This is a genomic window from Neobacillus citreus (assembly GCF_018343545.2).
Classification (GTDB): Bacteria; Bacillota; Bacilli; order Bacillales; family Cytobacillaceae; genus Neobacillus; species Neobacillus citreus.
Genome location: NZ_JAGYPE020000010.1, coordinates 17,211 through 38,269, shown reverse-complemented (window position 1 = coordinate 38,269; position 21,059 = coordinate 17,211). Strand labels below are relative to the sequence as shown.

20 protein-coding genes are annotated in these 21,059 nt (G+C 39.6%); 14 read left to right on the top strand and 6 right to left on the bottom strand.

Going from position 1 to position 21,059, the window contains the following annotated elements; translation table 11 throughout:
* Positions 1-8: 8 nt before the first annotated feature.
* From KHB02_RS07880 to plsY, 3 genes are all read right to left on the bottom strand, one after another.
* The gene (locus KHB02_RS07880; RefSeq protein ID WP_213140088.1) at positions 9-1,160 is read right to left on the bottom strand and encodes a CapA family protein; all 1,152 of its coding nucleotides are present in this window, start codon (positions 1,158-1,160) and stop codon (positions 9-11) included.
* A gap of 515 nt (positions 1,161-1,675) precedes the next feature.
* Positions 1,676-1,846, bottom strand: coding sequence for a hypothetical protein (locus tag KHB02_RS07875; RefSeq protein WP_213140087.1), 171 nt, complete (start codon positions 1,844-1,846; stop codon positions 1,676-1,678).
* A 120-nt stretch (positions 1,847-1,966) separates the two neighbouring features.
* Positions 1,967-2,566 carry a glycerol-3-phosphate 1-O-acyltransferase PlsY gene (gene plsY / locus KHB02_RS07870; protein WP_213140086.1) on the bottom strand — a complete coding sequence of 200 codons (600 nt, stop codon included), beginning with the start codon at positions 2,564-2,566 and terminating at the stop codon, positions 1,967-1,969.
* 163 nt (positions 2,567-2,729) lie between these two features.
* Between plsY and KHB02_RS07865 the strand changes: the two genes are divergently transcribed.
* The 13 genes from KHB02_RS07865 (at position 2,730) to KHB02_RS07805 (ending at position 17,751) form a co-directional block, all read left to right on the top strand.
* Positions 2,730-4,469, top strand: coding sequence for a glycosyl hydrolase family 18 protein (locus KHB02_RS07865; RefSeq protein WP_213140085.1), 1,740 nt, complete (start codon positions 2,730-2,732; stop codon positions 4,467-4,469).
* 234 nt (positions 4,470-4,703) lie between these two features.
* Entirely contained in the window at positions 4,704-5,543 is an 840-nt protein-coding gene (locus KHB02_RS07860) for a sensor histidine kinase (protein WP_213140084.1), read from the top strand.
* A gap of 168 nt (positions 5,544-5,711) precedes the next feature.
* Positions 5,712-6,131: a CoA-binding protein gene (locus KHB02_RS07855; protein WP_213140083.1), complete on the top strand. Its 420-nt coding sequence runs from the start codon at positions 5,712-5,714 to the stop codon at positions 6,129-6,131.
* A gap of 282 nt (positions 6,132-6,413) precedes the next feature.
* The gene (parE, locus tag KHB02_RS07850) at positions 6,414-8,393 is read left to right on the top strand and encodes a DNA topoisomerase IV subunit B (protein WP_213140082.1); all 1,980 of its coding nucleotides are present in this window, start codon (positions 6,414-6,416) and stop codon (positions 8,391-8,393) included.
* Positions 8,390-10,828, top strand: a complete 2,439-nt coding sequence (gene parC, locus KHB02_RS07845; protein ID WP_213140081.1) for a DNA topoisomerase IV subunit A — start codon at positions 8,390-8,392, stop codon at positions 10,826-10,828. Before parE ends, parC begins: the two co-directional genes overlap by 4 nt.
* A gap of 99 nt (positions 10,829-10,927) precedes the next feature.
* On the top strand, positions 10,928-11,686 hold the full coding sequence (locus KHB02_RS07840; protein ID WP_213140080.1) for a hypothetical protein: 759 nt from the start codon (positions 10,928-10,930) through the stop codon (positions 11,684-11,686).
* 114 nt (positions 11,687-11,800) lie between these two features.
* On the top strand, positions 11,801-12,253 hold the full coding sequence (locus tag KHB02_RS07835; protein WP_213140079.1) for a MarR family winged helix-turn-helix transcriptional regulator: 453 nt from the start codon (positions 11,801-11,803) through the stop codon (positions 12,251-12,253).
* A gap of 18 nt (positions 12,254-12,271) precedes the next feature.
* Positions 12,272-13,999, top strand: a complete 1,728-nt coding sequence (locus KHB02_RS07830; protein WP_213140078.1) for an ABC transporter ATP-binding protein — start codon at positions 12,272-12,274, stop codon at positions 13,997-13,999.
* Positions 13,996-15,888 (top strand): ABC transporter ATP-binding protein, encoded by a 1,893-nt coding sequence (locus tag KHB02_RS07825; RefSeq protein ID WP_213140077.1) that lies wholly within the window; start codon positions 13,996-13,998, stop codon positions 15,886-15,888. Before KHB02_RS07830 ends, KHB02_RS07825 begins: the two co-directional genes overlap by 4 nt.
* Before the next feature lie 220 nt (positions 15,889-16,108).
* Positions 16,109-16,390 carry a hypothetical protein gene (locus KHB02_RS07820; RefSeq protein WP_213140076.1) on the top strand — a complete coding sequence of 94 codons (282 nt, stop codon included), beginning with the start codon at positions 16,109-16,111 and terminating at the stop codon, positions 16,388-16,390.
* Between the two features lie 168 nt (positions 16,391-16,558).
* Entirely contained in the window at positions 16,559-17,035 is a 477-nt protein-coding gene (locus KHB02_RS07815) for a CarD family transcriptional regulator (RefSeq protein WP_213140075.1), read from the top strand.
* Between the two features lie 124 nt (positions 17,036-17,159).
* Positions 17,160-17,357, top strand: a complete 198-nt coding sequence (locus KHB02_RS07810) for a sporulation protein Cse60 (RefSeq protein WP_213140074.1) — start codon at positions 17,160-17,162, stop codon at positions 17,355-17,357.
* Positions 17,358-17,550: 193 nt separating this feature from the next.
* On the top strand, positions 17,551-17,751 hold the full coding sequence (locus KHB02_RS07805) for a cold-shock protein (protein WP_213115665.1): 201 nt from the start codon (positions 17,551-17,553) through the stop codon (positions 17,749-17,751).
* A 211-nt stretch (positions 17,752-17,962) separates the two neighbouring features.
* Here KHB02_RS07805 and KHB02_RS07800 read toward each other — a convergent pair whose 3' ends face one another.
* Together KHB02_RS07800 and xerS are read right to left on the bottom strand one after the other, a co-directional pair.
* Positions 17,963-18,388 carry a universal stress protein gene (locus KHB02_RS07800; protein ID WP_213140073.1) on the bottom strand — a complete coding sequence of 142 codons (426 nt, stop codon included), beginning with the start codon at positions 18,386-18,388 and terminating at the stop codon, positions 17,963-17,965.
* 594 nt (positions 18,389-18,982) lie between these two features.
* Positions 18,983-20,071, bottom strand: coding sequence for a tyrosine recombinase XerS (xerS, locus tag KHB02_RS07795; RefSeq protein WP_213140072.1), 1,089 nt, complete (start codon positions 20,069-20,071; stop codon positions 18,983-18,985).
* A gap of 371 nt (positions 20,072-20,442) precedes the next feature.
* Here xerS and KHB02_RS07790 point away from each other — a divergent pair, with 371 nt between their 5' ends.
* Positions 20,443-20,808: a c-type cytochrome gene (locus tag KHB02_RS07790; RefSeq protein ID WP_213140071.1), complete on the top strand. Its 366-nt coding sequence runs from the start codon at positions 20,443-20,445 to the stop codon at positions 20,806-20,808.
* A gap of 69 nt (positions 20,809-20,877) precedes the next feature.
* On the opposite strand, the gene KHB02_RS07785 is transcribed toward KHB02_RS07790, so the two are convergent.
* Positions 20,878-21,024 (bottom strand): hypothetical protein, encoded by a 147-nt coding sequence (locus KHB02_RS07785; protein ID WP_213140070.1) that lies wholly within the window; start codon positions 21,022-21,024, stop codon positions 20,878-20,880.
* Positions 21,025-21,059 lie beyond the last annotated feature (35 nt).

The window sequence follows — 21,059 nt, the reverse complement described above, 5'->3', positions numbered from 1 at the left end:
GCCCCGACCTATCGGAGCCATTGTACCATATGCTGCTGGATTTCTTGATATTTTTGCTCAGCTTTCGAAAGACCAAACGTCCCGGCTGACTCAAGCGGCACCACACGATAATCTCGATTCGTATTCCTCGTTACAAATGTAGGATAAAATTTAGGATTTGAAAGTACAAGTGTACTTCCTTGTTCCGTCGTCTGCTTAGTAACCTCAACTTCGGCCATTCCGCCAATATCTTTATAATCACCGTATTGGGCGGAAATGAAATTGCCTAAAGAATAAACTACAAAGGTTTTTCTGCCGTCTGGATTATTAATCCATTCCATCGGCTGAAGAACATGCGGGTGGGAGCCGAAGATGATATCAGCCCCTTCTCCTGCCAAAAATCGGGCTAGATCTTTTTGGTCGGTGGTCGGGATTCGCTGGTATTCATTACCCCAATGAATACTTACAACTACCACATCTGCACTGTCTTTTGCACGATGAATTTCTTCTTGCATATGATCACGGTTAATCATGTTGACTAGATAGTCTTTTCCTCTTGGTACAGGTATTCCGTTGGTTCCGTATGTATAGGAGAGAAATGCGAGCTTAATCCCGTTTTTCTCAATAATTCTTAATGTTTCCCTATCCTTTTCATCGACAAAGCTGCCGACATAGGGGAGACCAATCGCATTTAGATAAGCCGCTTCCGACTGAATCCCGCGTTCACCCTTGTCCAATGAATGATTGTTTGCATTGGAGACGATATCAACACCGTTCATAGCTAATGCATCGGCAACCGAGTGTGGACTATTAAAGGTCGGATAACTGGAAAGTCCAAGTTCTGTGCCGCCAAGAACGCTTTCTTGATTGGCAGTAAGCACATCAGGTTTTTCTAAAAGCGCTTTCACATTTTCGAACATTGGGTCGAAATTATAGCTCGCCCCGTTAAAGGCATCCTGATATACAGGGCTGTGGATTAGAATATCCCCGATGGCACCAACCGTTATTTTTTGTGTCAACGAATGCTGGAGGTTTTCCATGGGCCGGGACTTGTGAATTGTTGTTGCGTAAACTTTTGCGGTATGATTAGATTGGCTTTGTTGTTTAATCATAAGGACAGTGGCAAGGAGAGAACAGCCAATAATAATCAACAAGGACGGAATAATGGATTTTTTCATCATATTCTTCTCCTATTATTATTTTGGTTTAATTGTTCTGTGTATCTTTTTATTCTTTGATAATACTATAAATTATTATCTGGCAAATTAAAACATATTTTGACAACATTTTTTTTAACGAGGATGTGATTAAATTGTTTAAAGTAACGGAAGCGGCTTACCGAGTATTAATTAAAACCGTTAATAACGAGAAGAAAACGGTGGATGAGGAACTTTATTTGCGTTTAAGTATGGGAATTGGCTGAGGGGGGCCAAAGTTAAATCTGTCTCTGGAGGAGCGGAAAATTAAAGGAGACCTCACCTTTGAGTTTGAGGATCTGATTATAATCATTCATGAAAAGGATTTTGTGTATTTTGACCATACAAAGCTAGATTATGTTGAAGATGTAATGGGCAATAAAAAATTTCAATTGTTAAAGGTATAATTGAAAACTCGCCGATAGGACGAAGACAGAGGCGTAGTTGAATTTATGCGTTAGGAAAAAAGGCGGGACCCTAAACGGGCTCCGCCTTCTTATTTAATCTTCTATTTCCTCAAAAAACTGGATTAATTCTTCAAAATTTCTTGTGACCTTGACGGGAGAACCTTCACTCGTTTCCCCGGATAAAAATTCAATTATAAACTCGTTTACGTCATTGCTATCGGAAACAACACTATTGTAAACATAGTCCTGGGCAGTTTTTTTCATCTTGTTTCCCTCCAGTCAGTAAGCTATCTTCCTATTTTTATTTTACTTTATAAAATTACTTACTGAATGGAAGGAATATGAAATTTATATGAAAATTTAAAAGGAACCAATGAGGTTCCTTTACAGCCATTTTATTTTCGGTTCTGTCTTATTCACGATTCTACGAATATTAGCACGGTGCCGGTAAATGACGAACGATGCCAACAGGGTGATTACGATAAGTAAAGGAATGTCCCATTTTTGTACGAACCCCATGGTAATGACATATATAATACCGATAATTCCAGCGATCATTGATGATAAAGAAACATATTTGCTAATGTAAAGACTTATAAAGAAAGCTGCTACCAGAGTCACGAACAAGATTGGGGCACTGAACAAAATGACGCCGCCAGATGTAGCAACCGCTTTACCACCCCGGAACCCCGCAAAGATGGGATATGTATGTCCAATAACAGCCAGTACTCCTGGAATCAGTGGGTTCATATCAACATGAATCAGATAGGGCAGTGCTGCTGCTAGGGTCCCTTTTAAAATGTCAGCAATGGTAACGGCTAATCCCGCTTTCACTCCAAGTGTTCGAAATGTATTGGTTCCCCCTAAATTGCCACTGCCATGCTGGCGAATATCGGTTTTATAAAAAACTTTCCCGACAATTAAGCCAGAGGGGATGGAGCCAAGCAGGTAAGCAAGGATTAGAACAACGATAATTTGAATCATTAACTATTTCTCCTCCAAAAAAAGAATCCAGTTCTTCTATTTTACCATGTTATTTTGAAAAAACACTATCTCTTAAATAGTTTATGAGTCAAAACTCCTATAAAAATGTCTTTCCATTTCATATGTCATACCGTACGATAGTATCTGGGGAGGAACAATATTTATGGCTCGAATAGAATATCAAAAAAGTAAGCCAATTTCACCAAAATGGCTGCTGGGAGGATTGGCAGGAAGCATTTTCCTGATTATTTCCTCAATTTTTTTATTTTTCTATCCTTTTGCATCAGAAGAGAAAAAGGTCTATTTTAACGGAAGCAGCCCTATTTTATTTAAAGGGGCACAGCAAGGCAATGCTTTAATTGAAGGGAACAATATATATGTTCCATTCCATTTTTTAAAAGAAAGTATGGACCACTCCATTACCTACGATGAAAAATCGAAATCCGTCATTATTACTACTAAAGATAAAGTCGTGCAAATGCCGACCGATTCGTTAACGTATTTTGTCAACGAAAAGCCTGTTTCTTTACAGCTTTCGCCTATCAAATCGATGGAAGGCGATATCTATCTGGCTCTTGACTCCATTCTTGCTTTTTACCCGATTCAGTATCATAGGCTTCCACAAACCGGTGCCATTTGGATTCAGCAAGACGGGGAAACATATCAAACTGGAAGAATTATAGATAAAGATATCAACGGGGAAAAGCTCAGGCTTCGGACAAAAGCTTCGTGGCAATCCCCTTATACTGCAGAAGTGAACCAAAAGGAAGCTGTTTCAATCGAGGGAGAAAAGGAAGATTTTTACCTTGTCAGGAAGGCTAACGGTATCGGCGGCTATATCAAAAAAGAGTATGTGAAAAAAGAGGAATCCGTGAAAATTTCGATTGTCCGTGAAAGTAAATCATTTCAACTGCCGAAAATAACCGGGCCAATCCATTTGACATGGGAAGCTGTTTATACAAAGAATCCAAATGCCGCTGCGATTCCTGAAATGGCTGGAATCAATGTGGTTTCTCCAACTTGGTTCTCATTGGCGGGAGAAGATGGTTCCATCAAAAACCTAGCATCATTGGAATATAGCAAGTGGGCCCAGGCAAAGGGATTCCATGTGTGGGGAGTGTTTTCTAATTCCTTTGACCCGGTATTAACAAACAAAGCTTTTAAGGATTTTGAAACCCGACAGAAGATCATTCGGCAATTGCTTTATTTCAGCCAAATGTTTCAGCTGCAGGGAATCAATTTTGATATCGAAAATGTGAATCCTGAGGACGGACCAATGGTTACACAATTAATAAGGGAGGCAGCCCCATATTTGCATGAAGCGGGTTTAACTGTATCGATGGATATTACATTTTCCGCCGGTGAGAATAACAATTGGTCCTCTTTCTATGAAAGGTCAAAGCTTGCCGACATTGCGGATTATTTAATAATCATGGCCTATGATGAACATACCGCAGCTACCGGCCCTGGCAGTGTGGCGAGTCTTCCTTGGGTTGAGCGCAATTTGCAAAACCTGCTGACGGAGGTGCCGAAGGAGAAACTTATATTAGGAGTTCCACTGTACGCCCGGCTATGGAAAGAACAAATGAAAGCTGATGGTACGAAAGAGGTCATTGCTCAGGCGCTTTCTATGGAGAAGGTGAAGGCATGGCTGACCGAACGAGGATTGCAGCCTGCCTATGATGAGGAAAGCGGGCAAAATTATGCGGAATATTATGATGAAACAGAGAAGGCTAATTATAAAATTTGGATTGAAGATGAAATGTCCTTAAAGAAGCGGGCTGAGATGGCAGTGAAATATCAATTAGCCGGAGTCGGAAGCTGGTCAAGACTTTTCGCTGACCAAACGGCATGGACTGCTCTTAACACCCTTCCAGAAAAAAATATCACCAAAAACGAATAACCGGCATGTGCCGGTTTTTTGTTTTTTTATCCAATAAATTAGGGAGATTTAAAGGCAAATTCTTTACAGAAATATGGAGAATTTTCAAACCATTTGTTAATTCGTTGGAAGGTATGTATCTGTTTTTCTATAATTTAGCTAAAATAAATATAGAAACATAAAGAATAACCGGCCAATATTAATCCACTTGGTCGGTTTTATATATCTACCATGTTCACTAAGGGGTGAAAAAACATGAGGAATGAAAAGGAAAATACAAAATATCAAGAGCTGGCGGAAAAATATGAAGCAATCAACAAAATGTTAGAAAACCGGTTACAAGAGGAAATCGCCAAGAATAAGGAAAAAGATCTTATTTTAATCCAGCAAGCAAAAATGGCAGCGATGGGCGAAATGATTGCTGGCATCGGCGGCCAATGGCGCCAGCCTGTAAACAGTTTATTAATGTTAATCCAAGATATCAGAGCTGCCTTGGAATATGGTGAAATAAACGGTCAATACGTCGATCGATTTACGAGAGAAAGCATGATTCAGCTTGAAAATATGTCGAGGACATTTAATGATTTTCGGAAATTCTATAAGCCTAATCTTGAGAAAAATCTGTTCTCTGTCAGTGAAGCCATTGAGGATGCGTTGTCAATCTTTTCAATTTGTCTCAAAAACCACGGGATTCAAGTGGAATTTATGTACAGGGGACAGCAAATAGCTTACGGGTACCCAAATGATTTTAGTCAAATTGTCCTAAGTCTTTTAATGAATGCCAGGGACTCTTTCGTGGAGAAAGACATAAAGAACCGAAAAATTATCATAAAAATTTGCGAATCAGATAAGTGTATTACGGCAGAATTTAAAGATAACGCAGGGGGAATTGAACCTTTCTTGCTCGCTAAGGTATTTGACCCTTATTTCACATCGAGAAGACATGGAACTGGACTTGGGCTTTATATGTCTAAAACCATGCTGGAAAATATGAGCGGCAATATTTCTATTGAAAATAATGGTGAGGGGGTCAGTGTTTCCATTTCGGTCCCTAAGGTTACTTCCGCTGTCAGACCCGAACTGAACCCGATTTAAGTTGGCTTCCGATTCGTTGGAAGCTTTTCCATTTTATCTAATAAAAAAGTATAAGTGCAACTACGCCTCTGTCTTTGCTCTTAGGGGCTCGCCAATCGGCGAGTTTTCTTTATAATTATAGTAAATTAAGATACAATAAGAAAAACAAAGTTTGTAGGAGTGAAGGTAATGGCAGTAGAATATCCAAGCCTTGAAGAAATGGGTGCTATATTAAAAAAAGCGAAAAGGATTGCTGTGGTAGGTTTAAGCGATAAACCTGACAGGACTTCTTATCAAGTGTCCGAGGTCATGCAAAAGGCGGGATACGAGATCATCCCCGTAAACCCGACAATCGATGAGGTGCTCGGTGTAAAGGCTGTAAAATCATTAAAGGATATTGAGGGCCATGTAGATATTGTCAATGTTTTCCGCCGCTCCGAACAATTATTCGATGTGGCAAAGGAATTTGTTGAAATCGATGCCGACGTATTTTGGGCCCAGCAAGGACTCGAGAATGAAGAAGCCTATCAATTTTTAAAGGAAAAGGGCTACACCGTCATTATGGACCGCTGCATTAAGGTTATCCATGCTTTAACAAGATCAAGATAACATGAAAAAAAGCTGCTAACGATACTGGCAGCTTTTTATTTTTTCTGTCCAAAATATAGGGGAATTAACCGTTCGAAAGACGATTGTTTAAAATTACTTATTTGCTAAATCGAAATAAATCGCTAAAATAAAGCATAGACGCCAAATGAACTTATGGTAAAATTAAGTAATGAAACGTTTGTTCTATTATTGTTTACGGAAAGAAAAATACATTTTTTATAGATAGCAGGAATGTGTTTTTAGAATTGTTTTCTTTTTGTAGGGATGAAAGGGGTATTTTTAGTGGCAAGAAATCAACAAGCTTTTGAATACAATGATGATGCCATACAGGTACTAGAGGGACTAGAAGCAGTCAGAAAGCGTCCTGGAATGTACATTGGCAGCACCGATTCACGAGGACTGCATCATCTCGTCTATGAGATTGTCGATAACGCTGTCGATGAAGCGCTTGCAGGCTTCGGTGAACACATCATTGTCAAAATACACAAAGATAATTCGATCAGTGTCGTCGATAAAGGCCGCGGGATGCCGACGGGTATGCATAAAATGGGGAAACCGACACCGGAGGTAATCTTAACAGTACTGCATGCCGGGGGAAAATTCGGCCAAGGCGGATATAAAACAAGCGGCGGTTTACACGGTGTTGGTGCTTCTGTCGTTAATGCATTGTCAGAATGGTTAATCGTAACCATTAAGAGAGACGGCTTTGTTTATGAACAGCGTTTTGAGAATGGCGGTAAGCCTGTTACAACACTCGAAAAGATCGGCAAAACCAACCAAAGCGGAACAACGATCCATTTTAAGCCTGACACCACAATCTTTTCGACTACCACTTATAATTTTGAAACATTGGGTGAACGATTACGAGAATCTGCCTTTTTATTAAAAGGCTTAAAAATAGAAATCATCGATGATCGAAACAATCTTCATGAGGTTTTCCATTACGAAAATGGAATAGAGGCTTTTGTTGCCTATTTAAACGAGGAGAAGGATTCTCTTCATCCTGTATTCAGCTTTGAAGGCACGCATAATGGCATTGAAGTCGATTTCGCCTTCCAATTTAATGATGGCTATTCTGAAAATGTTCTGTCATTCGTCAACAATGTCCGCACAAAGGATGGCGGTACCCACGAGGTTGGTGCTAAAACAGCGATGACGAGGGTATTCAACGATTATGCGCGCAAGGTTGGTTTGCTGAAGGAAAAGGATAAAAATCTTGATGGTGCCGATATTCGTGAAGGATTATCCGCGATTGTTTCCGTTCGTATCCCTGAAGAGCTATTGCAATTTGAGGGTCAGACAAAAGGGAAATTAGGGACAAGCGAAGCACGGTCGGCTGTTGATTCTGTTGTTTCCGAGCATCTTTCTTACTTTTTGGAAGAAAATCCGGACATCAGTTCCCTGCTTGTTAAAAAGTCGATTAAAGCCTATCAGGCACGGGAAGCGGCCAGAAAAGCGCGTGAAGATGCCCGAAGCGGGAAAAAGCGCAAGCGCACTGAAACAGTATTGTCAGGGAAATTGACACCTGCCCAATCACGCAACCCGCAAAAAAATGAACTCTACTTGGTGGAGGGTGATTCCGCCGGGGGATCAGCAAAGCAAGGCCGCGACCGCCGTTTCCAGGCTGTATTGCCGTTAAGAGGTAAGGTTATTAACACAGAAAAGGCCAAGCTTTCCGACATTTTTAAGAATGAAGAGATTAACACGATTATTTATGCTATTGGCGGCGGAGTCGGTTCTGATTTCAATATTGAAGATATCAACTACGACAAAATCATTATTATGACAGACGCTGATACGGACGGAGCGCATATCCAGGTTCTTTTGCTGACGTTCTTTTACCGCTATATGAAGCCGCTTGTAGAAGCGGGCCGAGTGTTCATCGCCCTTCCGCCGCTCTTTAAAGTCAGCCGCGGCACAGGCAAGAAAGAAATCATCGAGTATGCCTGGAATGAAGATGAACTGCAGACAGCCATCAAAAAGGTTGGCAGAGGTTATATTATTCAGCGTTATAAAGGTCTTGGCGAAATGAATGCCGACCAGCTTTGGGAAACAACGATGGACCCAGAAACTAGGACCCTGATTCGTGTGAAAATTGACGATGCTGCTCGTGCAGAACGCCGGATCACCACGCTAATGGGCGATAAAGTTGAACCGCGCCGCAAATGGATTGAAAGTAACGTCGCGTTCGGATTGGAAGAAGACGATACGATTTTAGAAAATGAAAATATCTCTGTTGCAGATGAGGGGGTTGAAGGATGAGTGCAAGTGAAAAATTCCGCGACTTACCTCTAGAGGACGTCCTTGGCGACCGTTTTGGCCGCTATAGTAAATACATTATTCAGGACCGCGCTTTGCCAGATGCTAGAGACGGTTTAAAGCCGGTTCAGAGAAGAATTTTATATGCCATGCATGTCGAGGGCAATACCCATGACAAAGGCTTCCGGAAAGCCGCCAAAACCGTTGGTAATGTTATTGGTAACTACCACCCTCATGGCGATTCGTCTGTTTATGAAGCGATGGTGCGGATGAGCCAGGACTGGAAGGTTCGAAATGTCCTGGTAGAAATGCATGGAAATAACGGTAGTGTTGACGGGGATCCACCGGCAGCGATGCGTTATACTGAGGCGCGGCTTTCGGCAATTGCTGCTGAACTATTGCGTGATATCGAAAAAGATACTGTTGATTTGATTCCTAACTTTGATGATACATCTAAGGAACCAACCGTTTTGCCGGCAGCGTTCCCGAACCTGCTCGTAAACGGATCAACAGGGATTTCAGCCGGTTATGCGACTGATATTCCGCCGCACCACCTGGGTGAGGTCATTGACGGTGTCATCATGCAAATGGATAACCCAGCCATCACGGTCGATGAATTAATGACAGTAATAAAAGGACCGGATTTTCCAACCGGCGGAATTATCCAAGGGATCGACGGGATTAAAAAAGCTTATGAAACTGGTAAAGGAAAAACCATCGTTCGCGGGAAAGCGGAAATTGAAGATGTCCGCGGCGGCCGACAGCAAATCGTAGTCACAGAAATTCCATACGAGATCAATAAAGCCAATCTCGTGAAAAAAATCGATGAATTCCGCCTCGACCGGAAAGTCGAAGGAATCTCAGAAGTTCGTGATGAAACAGACCGAACCGGCCTTAGAATCGTCATAGAACTTAAAAAAGATGCCGATGCAGCAGGAGTTTTGAACTATTTATATAAAAACAGCGACCTGCAAATTTCCTACAGCTTTAACATGGTCGCCATCCATAATAGACGGCCAAAACAAATGGGGCTTCGCGAACTGCTGGACGCCTATATTCAACATCAAAAAGAAGTCGTGACAAGAAGAACAACATTTGATTTAAACAAAGCAAGAGACCGTCAGCATATTGTTGAAGGCTTAATGAAGGCCTTATCCATACTTGATGAAGTGATCGCTACGATTCGGGCATCAAAAGATAAGCGTGATGCAAAAGATAACTTAATTGCGAAATACGCGTTCACAGAGCTTCAGTCAGAAGCAATTGTCTCTTTACAGCTTTATCGCTTAACAAATACCGACATTACGGCTTTAAGAAATGAAGCAGAAGAATTGGCCAAAAAAATCGAAGAACTGACTAGCATATTAGAAAGCGAGAAAAAGCTTCTTTCCGTTATTAAAAAAGAGTTAAAAGAAGTGAAAAAACGCTTTGCTGATGAACGCCGTTCGAAAATTGAAGCAGAAATTCAAGAGCTGAAAATCAACCTAGAAGTTATGGTGCCGAGTGAAGATGTCATTGTGACGGTTACTGAACATGGCTATGTCAAACGGACAAGCCAGCGTTCTTATGCCGCTTCCAACGGTCAGGATTTTGCCATGAAGGAATCAGACCGAATCTTAGCTCAGCTTGATATGAATACCCAGGATGTTCTGCTCCTATTCACGAATAAAGGGAATTACTTATATTGCCCAGTTCATGAACTTCCTGATATCCGCTGGAAGGACATGGGTCAGCACATCGCGAACATTATTCCAATTGACCGCGATGAAGATATTGTCCAAGCCATACCAGTAAAGGATTTTGAGACAAACGCGTTCCTTGTCTTTATCACCAGAAACGGTATGGTTAAGAAAACCGAACTAAAGCAATATCATGCCCAGCGCTATTCCAAACCGCTGGTGGGCGTGAATCTGAAAGATAATGATCAGGTAATTGATGTCCATTTAACAGATGGTACAAAGGAAATATTCCTGGTATCACATTTAGGTTATGCCTTATGGTTTGACGAGGAAGAAGTAAGCATTGTTGGACAGCGGGCCGCCGGGGTGAAAGGAATAAATCTGAAAGATGGCGATTACGTGGTTGGCGGTCAGGTGCTTGATCCAAACAGTACCGAATCCATTGTCGTGGCCACCCAGCGCGGTGCATTGAAACGAATGAAACTACGTGAATTTGATAAAGCATCCCGAGCAAAAAGGGGCGTTGTGATTCTTCGTGAACTAAAAGCCAATCCTCACCGAATAATGGGCTATGTTGCTGCTAAGGATCAGGATGAAATATTTATACTGACAGAAAAAGGCTATATTGAGACAATAAAAACTTCAGACATAAAATTTAGTGACCGCTACTCCAATGGCTCTTTCATTCTAGATGAAGGAGTAAATGGAAAGGTGACAAGAGTTTGGAAGGTCGAAGGTAAAGAAATCCCAGCTGAATAAGATTTTCATAAGGACCCTCTTAAAAAAGAGGGTTCCTTTTTTCATCTTTTTTCCATTCTTGGGCATACTAACTAATAATCAGTATGGGGAGGGATTAAAATGAAAAAAGAAACGCTTTTAGCTGTTTTTGCTTTTTTTATGGTTTCGCTTTCTGCCATTACAGTTGTTTATGCCATTGAAGAAAAAGCAAAAGTGATTACGATATCGAAAGAGGAAGAAGATATCACAGGTGATGGAAAAAACGAGGTTATCCAATTAAAGGGGGAACCCTACCAGGATGATGAAAATAGTTACCTAAAAGAAATTTTCATCGAAATAAATACTTCAAATGGGAAAAATACGACAATTCCATTGGAAAGTGGAGCAAAAGCAGCACTGCAGCTGGCGGATATTAATCATGATGGTGTTAAGGATGTATTTGCCACTGTATATACTGGCGGCAGCGGCGGTATCGTCGATACATTTTTATTTACGCTTAAAGATTTTCAAAAAAAAGATCTAACAGCCTCTGAGCCTCTTGATATGGAAACTCATTTTTTAGATGGCTATAAAGCAGAAATCAAAATTATCGCTACAGGTAAATCCTATCTTTTCGACCTAAGAGATCGAAAGGATTATTATAAAAAAATGGGGCTTTATCGAAAAGGAAAACTGAATGAACCAACCGAATTAATGGTGAATCCTTTTAACAGTCTTGAACCTATCCAATTAGATGGGGGAAAATTGGGGTTAAAAGGTATTCAAAGAGTTACCGGAATTGCGAATGCAGATACCATTGCATTTGTGGAGTCTATCTGGTCCTACTCAGATGGAAAATGGAAATTAGTTAAGGTAGAAGTAAAAAAAGAAGAGGTTTAGGATAAAAACACAGGAAACCCCTGTGTTTTTTGATTGACCGAAAAATTGTATACGAATTATACTTAGGTTGGTAAATAAATTAGTAACCTATCTATTTTGTAGGAGGTGGAAAAAATGACAGATTATAATGCAAATACCACGCAAAAACTTCTGAGGGCATTTTCACAGTTTCGAAAGTCCGGATGGCATGATCGGCAAATAGCCGGTTATAATCCCAGTGAAATCAAGGTTCTTATGGCAATAAGGCATGAAACAAACGAGGAGAAACCGGATATGAAGGTTTCTGAGATTAGCAGTATTCTTAGGGTTACATCGCCAACTGTCACACAGATTATTAACAAGCTAGAAAAGGACAGTCTTGTTGAACGGAACATTGATCCGACTGATAGGCGCGCTGTCAATATTCACCTTACAGATAGAGGCATCGAAGTAACTAACGAGGCTAAAAAAGCTTTTACCGAAACCTTTGCAGGTTTAATTGATTATTTAGGGGAGGACGACAGTGAGAAGCTTGCTGAGCTTCTCAATAAAGTTTTTAACTATTTCGAGCAAACCTATCGTCAATAAGGAATGGAGATGTCCAAAATGCTTAAATTAGCAAAATTCCTAAAACCATTTCAGTTCCCTGTTATGTTTGTTTTGGTATTAGTGCTTCTGCAATCCTTGTCTGAACTGTATCTGCCGACATTAATGGCCGATATCGTTGATAAGGGAGTAGTAACCGGCGATACACATTATATTTGGAAAATTGGCGGGTTCATGCTCCTCGTCGCGGCAGGCGGCATGATTTGCTCTGTCAGTGCCAGCTTTTTTTCCGCCAAAGCCGCTTCAGGTTTCGGAAAATTATTGCGAAGTAAAATCTTTTCCCATGTCGGCGATTTTTCCTTACAGGAATTTGATCAATTTGGAACAGCATCACTCATCACGAGAACAACAAACGATATTACGCAAATACAGCAGGTGTTAATCATGATGCTCCGAATGATGGTCATGGCTCCAATGATGTGCATCGGCGGAATCATCATGGCTTTATCCAAAGACACCAAACTTTCTTTAGTTCTCGCTGTGGCGATTCCCATATTAATTATCATTATCTTAATTGTACAAAGAAATGCCATTCCATTATTTAAAGCGATGCAGGTAAAACTAGATAACCTAAACCGCGTTTTACGGGAAAATTTAACTGGAATTCGTGTGATTCGTTCCTTTAACCGAATCGAGCATGAGAAGAAGCGATTTGACGAAGCCAGCTGGGATCTTACCCAAACCGCGATAAAGGTCAATAAACTGATGGCCGTCATGATGCCGACGATGATGATTATCCTAAACCTGACTACAGTAGCGATTATCTGGTTTGGCGGCATCCGCATCAGTAATGGGCACATGGAAGTGGGAGACATGATGGCCTTTATCCAATACGCGATGCAAATCATGTTCTCCTTCCTGATGTTATCGATGATGTTTGTGATGATTCCAAGAGCTTCTGTATCAGCAGTAAGAATTATTGAGGTGCTAGATACAACGGCTGATATTAAAAATCCCTCAACTCCCCGTCTCCCAGTAAGCAGCAATGGGGAGGTTGAATTTCAAAATGTCAGCTTTTCCTATCCAGGAGCTGAAATGCCTGCTATTTCGAATATTTCTTTTAAAATGAGGCCAGGTGAAATCACCGCGATTATCGGCGGAACCGGCTCAGGTAAATCAACGCTTATCAATTTGATTCCTCGCTTTTATGACGCCGGCAGCGGCAAAGTGTTGGTTGATGGAACAGATGTACGAGAAATGACTCAGGAATTACTTCGCAAAAAAATTGGCTTTGTCCCGCAGCAAGCCGTTCTTTTTACTGGAACTATTTCGGAAAATATACTATACGGCAAAGAAGAGGCATCGGATGAAGAAGTGCGGCATGCCGCTGAAATTGCCCAAGCGGCAGAGTTTATTAACGAAATGCCTGAAGGCTACAACACGCTGATTGCCCAAGGAGGAACAAATGTTTCGGGCGGGCAGAAACAGCGTTTATCCATTGCACGTGCGCTTGTCCGAAGACCGGAAATCTTTATTTTTGATGACAGCTTTTCCGCTTTAGATTTTAAAACAGATGCCATGCTTCGGGCGGCATTAAAAGAACAAACCCAGCAATCTACAGTATTAATTGTTGCCCAGCGCGTCAGCACCATCATCGATGCGGACCAGATTATCGTCCTTGATAATGGCGAGATTGCTGGAATTGGTAAACATAAAGAGTTGATGGAAACCAGCAAAGTTTATCGTGAAATTGTCATGTCTCAGCTTTCTGAGGAGGAAATTGCATGAGTAAAGATTCACAGAATCATAGACCTCAACAAGGACCGGGTCCTCGGGGACCAGGCGGCGGATTTGGTCCTATGGGAATGGGTGCCCCAGTTCAAAAAGCAAAGGATTTTAAAGGAACACTGAAGCGGTTAATTACCTATTTAATGCCATATAAAATGCAGCTTATAGCGGTTCTCATCACGGCCATCATCAGTACTATTTTTGCCATAGTCAGTCCAAAAATCATGGGGAAAGCGACAACCAAGTTGTTTGAAGGCTTAATGATGAAGTTTAGAGGTGTACCTGGTGCAAAAATTGATTTTGAATACATCGGGCATATCATTTTATTATTAATTGGGCTCTATATTTTAAGTGCTGTTTTTGCATACATTCAGCAATATATTATGGCGGGAGTGGCACAAAAAACAGTTTACCAGCTTCGTAAAGAAGTAGAAGAAAAGCTAAACCGACTGCCATTAAAATATTTTGATGCACGCACCCATGGTGAAATCCTTAGCCGGGCAGTAAATGATGTCGATAACATCAGCACCACCTTGCAGCAAAGCTTAACCCAGCTGATTACCTCAGTGGTTACCTTAATTGGTGTAATTGTGATGATGCTTTCGATTAGTCCGCTAATGACATTGATCGTGGTGGTGACACTGCCGCTTAGTTTTATTGCGACAGCAAATATTGCCAAACGTTCACAAGCCTATTTCAAGGGACAGCAAAAGGCGCTTGGCCAGCTAAACGGACATGTTGAAGAAATGTATACCGGCCATAAGATTATTAAAGTATTTGGCCGCGAGCAAAAGTCTATGGATCAATTTGAAGAAATCAATGAAAGACTTTATCAAGCTGGCTGGAGGGCGCAATTTATGTCTGGGTTGATTATGCCATTCATGTCGTTTATCAATAACATCGGTTATGTACTTGTATCTGTGGCAGGCGGAATATTGGTCACAAAAAAAGCGATTGAGATTGGCGATATTCAGGCATTTATCCAATATGCCAGACAATTTTCCCAACCGATTACCCAGACCGCGATGATTGCCAACGTGATTCAGTCAACGGCGGCCAGTGCAGAGCGGGTGTTTGAAATCCTTGATGAAACAGAGGAGATTCCGGAAACTGCCACAGCAAAAAAGCTAGCTGATCCAAAAGGCGAGGTGAAATTCGAGGATGTTTCTTTCGGATATAAAGAAAATGAATTATTAATCGAGGATATGAACATTGAAGTAAGACCTGGGCAAAAGGTTGCCATCGTTGGTCCGACCGGAGCGGGTAAAACAACACTAATTAATCTATTAATGCGTTTTTACGAAATCAATTCCGGTAAAATTTTGATTGATGGAATCGATACACGGGATATGAAGAGAGAGCACCTGCGCGGCTTATTTGGAATGGTGCTGCAGGATACATGGCTCTTTAACAGCACAATTCGTGACAACATCGCATATGGAAGGGATGGAGCAACAGAAGAGGAAATTGTTGCTGCTGCACAAGCTGCTAATGCAGACCACTTTATCCGCACATTGCCTGACGGCTATGATACCATCTTAAATGAGGAAGCTTCGAATATTTCTCAGGGGCAAAAGCAGCTATTAACGATTGCTAGGGCGATTCTTGCAGATCCGGCGATGTTAATCCTTGACGAGGCTACAAGCAGCGTTGATACACGGACCGAAGTCCAGATTCAAAAGGCGATGGATCATCTGATGAAGGGACGCACAAGCTTTATCATAGCCCACCGACTATCAACGATCCGAGACGCAGATATTATTCTAGTCATGAACAATGGCCGAGTCATTGAAAAGGGAAATCATCAGGAATTGTTGGAGAAAGACGGGTTCTATGCTGATTTATATAATAGTCAGTTTTCTGGTGGACGTATGAAAAATGCAGGATAAATTTACAAAAAAGCGCTAAGAACTGCTTTCCTAGTGAAGCAGCCCTTAGCGCTTTTTTTGTGCAATTAGATTGAAATAGCCGGCAATCTATTTATTGTCGGCAAATGGATTGAAACTTTTGTAGCTTATTTCAATGGGAGGTAAACGCGGAAAAGATAAATATTCATAAATGGTTTATGGCGTAATTGACATATACTATTAACACTAAGGAGATGAAAAAATGGAAGAAGATTTTTATTTCTCAAAAAAACAATTTATTAAAGGTTTAAAGATGCCGAAAAGTATAGATGGCTTGATGATGAAAAGAGGCGATGTATCACTCGCTAAGATTAATGGTGAATGGAAAAAATACACAGAATCTGTTCCAAGAGGAAGAAAACCATTATCAAATCATGATGATCTAGTTTTGATTGGCTACGGTAACGATGTTGAAATTGAACGTGAAAAGCTTTCACAAGAACAAATTGAAAATTTGATTATAGAAATGGAAAATAATCATTAATTCAAAATACTAAACAACGAACAATGGGCATCAAGTCCATTGTTTTTTTTACTAACAGATCAGGGGAAAAGTGTTGACAGTGACTAAAAATAGATGATATAATTAAAAATTTTGTTATTTTGAATTCGTATGGTATACTTAAGATGTACTTAATTTGGAGGTGGTTAGTTGTTTCAAGTTGGTGATTGCATCGTTTATCCAATGCAGGGAGCAGGAGTTATTGAAGCAATAGAAGTAAAGGAAATTCAAGGTGAAAAACAGCAGTATTATATAATAAATATGCGAATCAATAAAATGCAAGTCATGATCCCTATCGCAAAAGTAGAAAAATCAAGAATTCGTTTAGCTACCGATTTGATTACACTTGAAAACGTATTGGACATTTTTTATCATGGTGTAACCGATACAACCCTTTCGATGAAAGAAAGATACAAAATTAATTTGGAAAAACTTAAATCAGGTAATATCCAAGAAGGCGCAGAAGTTGTACGGGACTTAATGAGAATAAACAAAAATAAATCGCTTAATTCAAGCGAAAAGCAGATGCTGGAGAGTGCACGAAGGATTTTTATCAGTGAACTTGGTTTAATTAGAGGTATAACTGAAAATCAAGCAATAGATTTAATAAATAACAAGGTAGGATAAATGCTTTATTTCAAAGTTTAACTTTTACGCCTAATCTATAAGAAACCCCTTTTGTTTAAAAGGGATTTTTTCTTATGCTGATTAAAGTATATTGTAGAAATTTCTTTAAAGGGAGGTAGAACAAATGTACGAGGCAAAAGGTTTTCAAAGTACTGACTTTGCAGAACTTATACGGGTTGTTAATGATTTTCTTGGTACATTAGAGGAAGGTAAGCTGATAGATGTTAAATACAATTCTGTTCCTCTTGCTGTAAGCACACATACAGAATATGGGGTTTATCCAGATACAAAATACACCGCAATGATTATATTAAAGAAATAGTCAGTTCAAACAGTCTAACAATATGATAAATTTTTCGCCTTCTTGCAATTTTTTACAAAGAATGCGATAATTAAAAAGAATTATTTTTGTTCGGTGTAAATGATTGGTATAAGTTTGAACTTTTCGTCTTGATCATCACTGAGAGCAAGGATAGTATTACATTGTGTGTATTTACACACTAGGAGGCAACACAATGGAAAAAGGTAAAGTAAAATGGTTTAATGGCGAAAAAGGCTTCGGATTCATCGAACGTGAAGGTGGAGAAGACGTATTCGTACATTTCTCAGCGATTCAAGGCGAAGGCTTCAAAACATTAGATGAAGGTCAATCAGTTACTTTTGACGTTGAGCAAGGTAACCGCGGACCACAAGCATCAAACGTTCGTAAAGCTTAATAAAACCAAAAGAGGCTGTCCCAAAAGTGAACTTTTAGGGGCAGCTCTTTTTTATTTAATTGCTCTATTAAATTTCCACATAACTTGATAGCTGACTCCCGTTATTATCCCTTATTAAAAGGGGGGTAGGCAGAGGGGGAAGCAGGAATAGACCAGAGGGAATCATCAAGAACTGTTGGCACAAGACGGTTTTTGTGCAGCATTTTTTATACTATTTAATAATTAAAACAGGGCAATGCGCTAGCTGGGAAACTTTCTGGCTGACGCTTCCCAGCATTAACCCTTTAATATTTCCCAACCCTCTGCTTCCTATGACAATCAGCTGATAGTTAAATTCATCAGCCTTTTTGACAATTTGAATAGCTGGTTCCCCCATTACAAAATGGACTTCGATTTCAATACCTTCTTCTTCTGCAAGAGTAACCGCTTGTTTTAATAGAACATGACCCTTGGTCTCTTGGGCAGCATAAATATTATCAATTGTTTTTATTGGCATCCCATCGACAATTTGCACATTTTTCTCCACGTGGATAACACCAATTTTAGAATATCTTTCCTTAGCAAATTTTAAAGCAGTTTGTAATGCTTTTTCACTCATTTTAGAACCGTCTATTGCTACAAGAATGCGATTAAACACAGGATCATCCCCAATAAATATATTTTTTTTGAATGTTTTAAGTATACATTATTTTTTTGAAGAATTTGCTTTTACCGAAGAATAGCAGCTTTCTGTAATAATTGAGGATTTCTACCTATTTATAGAACCTGCAATTGTTTATCACAAAGAGGGAGGAGGGGGGCATTTTTCAAATCGCTGATGGGTAAGCAAGATCTCAACAATTATACAATTGTTGGTTTTTTAGATGAAACTAGCTAGATATTTTTAGGGAAGAGGCAAACCAATAAGCAAAAATATAAGTTCAAACATAAAGTTAATTTTATCGCAAATTTATTATTTATTAGGGGGCTAAAGTGATTTAGCTGCAAATTATTAACTTCTGCTGCGAATCAGGAGAGAAATATGAGTAAATGTACGTATTCAAAGAATCTTTTATCAATAAATTAATTACTGAAAAAATAATAACTAAAAATTTTGTTTCGTCTCACTATCTTAAGTATACTCTGGAATTGAGATATCATAAAAATAATTTACTATAAATATATTATGTAAACTGGTAAATTAAAATAAAACAAGGGGGAGGCTGCTATTTAATACAGCCTTCTTATCATTTTAATCTATTTGTTCCTTCGGCATATCCATCTTATCAACAGCAATCTTTAAGTCATCATTCTTAATATGCGTATAAATCATCGTAGTTTGAATCGATGAATGACCTAATTGCCGGCGTAATTTTGGCACATCATTGATTTCCGCATGATATCTGGTTGCAAATGAATGCCGTAATTTATGAACTGATAATGATGGTTTACCGAACGCAGTTGCATATTTTTCAATTAATTTTTCTACTGAACGTGCTGTTAGCCTTCTTGTTTTGCCTTTTGGACCTATCGGAGCAGCCACAAATAATGCTTTCATATTTTTATCAACATGGTATTTAGGAATCCTGATTGCCAGGTATTCCTGTAAATCATCCATGGCCGTTTGGCTAAAATATACAAATTGTTCTTTATTTCCTTTGCGAATTACTCGTGCACTATACTTACTGAAATCAATATCTTCAAGATCTAAACCAATTAGCTCAGAAAGACGTAATCCAGAACCTAAAATCAACGATACAATCGCGGTATCACGTTCTTTATTTAATTGATGAAAATTGAAGATTTTTTTGTTTTCTTTATTGATTTCTCCGTATTCATGAGCGACAAAGAGACGAAATCGCTCATATTCATCCCCAAGCAGAATTTTACCTTCCATTTTATTTGCCTTTGTTTCCAAACTTTCCTTAACTTCGTTAAACTCTATTTTTGCCATGACATTACGATTAATATAGGGTTCCAAATCCGGTGTTTCCGCGATGTTTTGCAGGTAATTAAAAAGTGATTTCAACGCAGATAATTTACGGTTAACGGTTAATTCTTTGTTATTTAATTCGTAATGAAGAAAATTTAAAAATCCTTCGACTTCAATGACTGTCATTTTCTCAAGACGTTCCAATGGAATTTCTTTTATGCTGCCGGACCATAATTGCTCAGTAATCATCCAGTTAAAGAAGATTTTATAGTCGTGACAATAGTTGAACAACGATGCAGTAGAAAGTTTTCGTAATTTATGATTTATGTATTCTTCAACATACCAAGGGAGTTCATTAAGCATTGCCTGAAGCTTTTTGAAATTTTGCTGTTTTGCTGGATTTACCATAATAACACCTCTACTATATTTTAACTTCCTAGGATAATTTCGTCAAATTTATATTTTACGTAATTATGTAGAGGTCGACTTGGAATGGTTTCCTTGGTGCCCCACTGGTTGTGTTCAAGGACATAAAACTCTAATGCAGTTCCTTACAAATCCACCTTCAATATCATTTTAATAGGTGCTCTTTCTGAATCATAGGCAATCTATGCAGTTTTCCTCTTTCATGCGTAGTTTCCAATTATCTGCTCATACTTATATCAAAGGGTATTTTGGTAAGTGGTCGCACCAAAAATCCTTTCGTTTGTCAGGTTAGATTGAGTTTGCACATCATTTTTATTTCTTGTACCGAAAAAGGATAATTAGGAGGCGATTTTATGAAAAACACTGTTTTGATTGCCCTAGCCATCCTAGTGATAGGAATTGGTGGATTTTTTGTACTCAGCAATGTGCAAGACCAGAAAGAAGAGGCACAAGAAACGCCTGCAAAGAATGAAGCCCAAGAAGGAAAAGGAACGGTATCCAAAGTGGACGGTGAATCCATCTATAAGAACACCTGTGCAGGCTGTCACGGGGATCAATACCAAGGCGGAGTTGGGCCTTCTTTAAAAGGAGTGGGTTCCCGTTTATCGGATAAGGAAATCGAGGACATCATCCAACATGGCCGAGGAGGTATGCCATCTGGCTTGGTGTCCAAAGAGGATGCACCAGCAATGGCTGCATGGCTGAAAACATTAAAATAAGTCCGATGAAAAAAATAAAAAGGGAACTTAAATGAAATCAAGTTCCCTCTCTCCCGTTTTTGCCTATATTTACTTAATTTCAAGCGCATTGTTTCCATGAGCCAATTCCTCCCTCCCTTCTTGTTCAACCTCCTCTGATTGTCTGAATTTCAGTAATATTATTAAACTTGGCTCGATCTCCATGTCCTCCTCCCCTATTTCAGCTATGTTTGTCATTTAGATGTCCAAACGTTTTAATGCCAACTTGCTCC

What these genes read in the sequence shown, in the direction of transcription:
- KHB02_RS07880 (WP_213140088.1), bottom strand. Translation starts at nt 1,160, where the DNA reads ATGATGAAAAAATCCATTATTCCGTCCTTGTTGATTATTATTGGCTGT.
- KHB02_RS07875 (WP_213140087.1), bottom strand. Translation starts at nt 1,846, where the DNA reads ATGAAAAAAACTGCCCAGGACTATGTTTACAATAGTGTTGTTTCCGAT.
- plsY (WP_213140086.1), bottom strand. Translation starts at nt 2,566, where the DNA reads ATGATTCAAATTATCGTTGTTCTAATCCTTGCTTACCTGCTTGGCTCC.
- KHB02_RS07865 (WP_213140085.1), top strand. Translation starts at nt 2,730, where the DNA reads ATGGCTCGAATAGAATATCAAAAAAGTAAGCCAATTTCACCAAAATGG.
- KHB02_RS07860 (WP_213140084.1), top strand. Translation starts at nt 4,704, where the DNA reads ATGAGGAATGAAAAGGAAAATACAAAATATCAAGAGCTGGCGGAAAAA.
- KHB02_RS07855 (WP_213140083.1), top strand. Translation starts at nt 5,712, where the DNA reads ATGGCAGTAGAATATCCAAGCCTTGAAGAAATGGGTGCTATATTAAAA.
- parC (WP_213140081.1), top strand. Translation starts at nt 8,390, where the DNA reads ATGAGTGCAAGTGAAAAATTCCGCGACTTACCTCTAGAGGACGTCCTT.
- KHB02_RS07840 (WP_213140080.1), top strand. Translation starts at nt 10,928, where the DNA reads ATGAAAAAAGAAACGCTTTTAGCTGTTTTTGCTTTTTTTATGGTTTCG.
- KHB02_RS07835 (WP_213140079.1), top strand. Translation starts at nt 11,801, where the DNA reads ATGACAGATTATAATGCAAATACCACGCAAAAACTTCTGAGGGCATTT.
- KHB02_RS07830 (WP_213140078.1), top strand. Translation starts at nt 12,272, where the DNA reads ATGCTTAAATTAGCAAAATTCCTAAAACCATTTCAGTTCCCTGTTATG.
- KHB02_RS07825 (WP_213140077.1), top strand. Translation starts at nt 13,996, where the DNA reads ATGAGTAAAGATTCACAGAATCATAGACCTCAACAAGGACCGGGTCCT.
- KHB02_RS07820 (WP_213140076.1), top strand. Translation starts at nt 16,109, where the DNA reads ATGGAAGAAGATTTTTATTTCTCAAAAAAACAATTTATTAAAGGTTTA.
- KHB02_RS07810 (WP_213140074.1), top strand. Translation starts at nt 17,160, where the DNA reads ATGTACGAGGCAAAAGGTTTTCAAAGTACTGACTTTGCAGAACTTATA.
- KHB02_RS07805 (WP_213115665.1), top strand. Translation starts at nt 17,551, where the DNA reads ATGGAAAAAGGTAAAGTAAAATGGTTTAATGGCGAAAAAGGCTTCGGA.
- xerS (WP_213140072.1), bottom strand. Translation starts at nt 20,071, where the DNA reads ATGGTAAATCCAGCAAAACAGCAAAATTTCAAAAAGCTTCAGGCAATG.
- KHB02_RS07790 (WP_213140071.1), top strand. Translation starts at nt 20,443, where the DNA reads ATGAAAAACACTGTTTTGATTGCCCTAGCCATCCTAGTGATAGGAATT.
- KHB02_RS07785 (WP_213140070.1), bottom strand. Translation starts at nt 21,024, where the DNA reads ATGACAAACATAGCTGAAATAGGGGAGGAGGACATGGAGATCGAGCCA.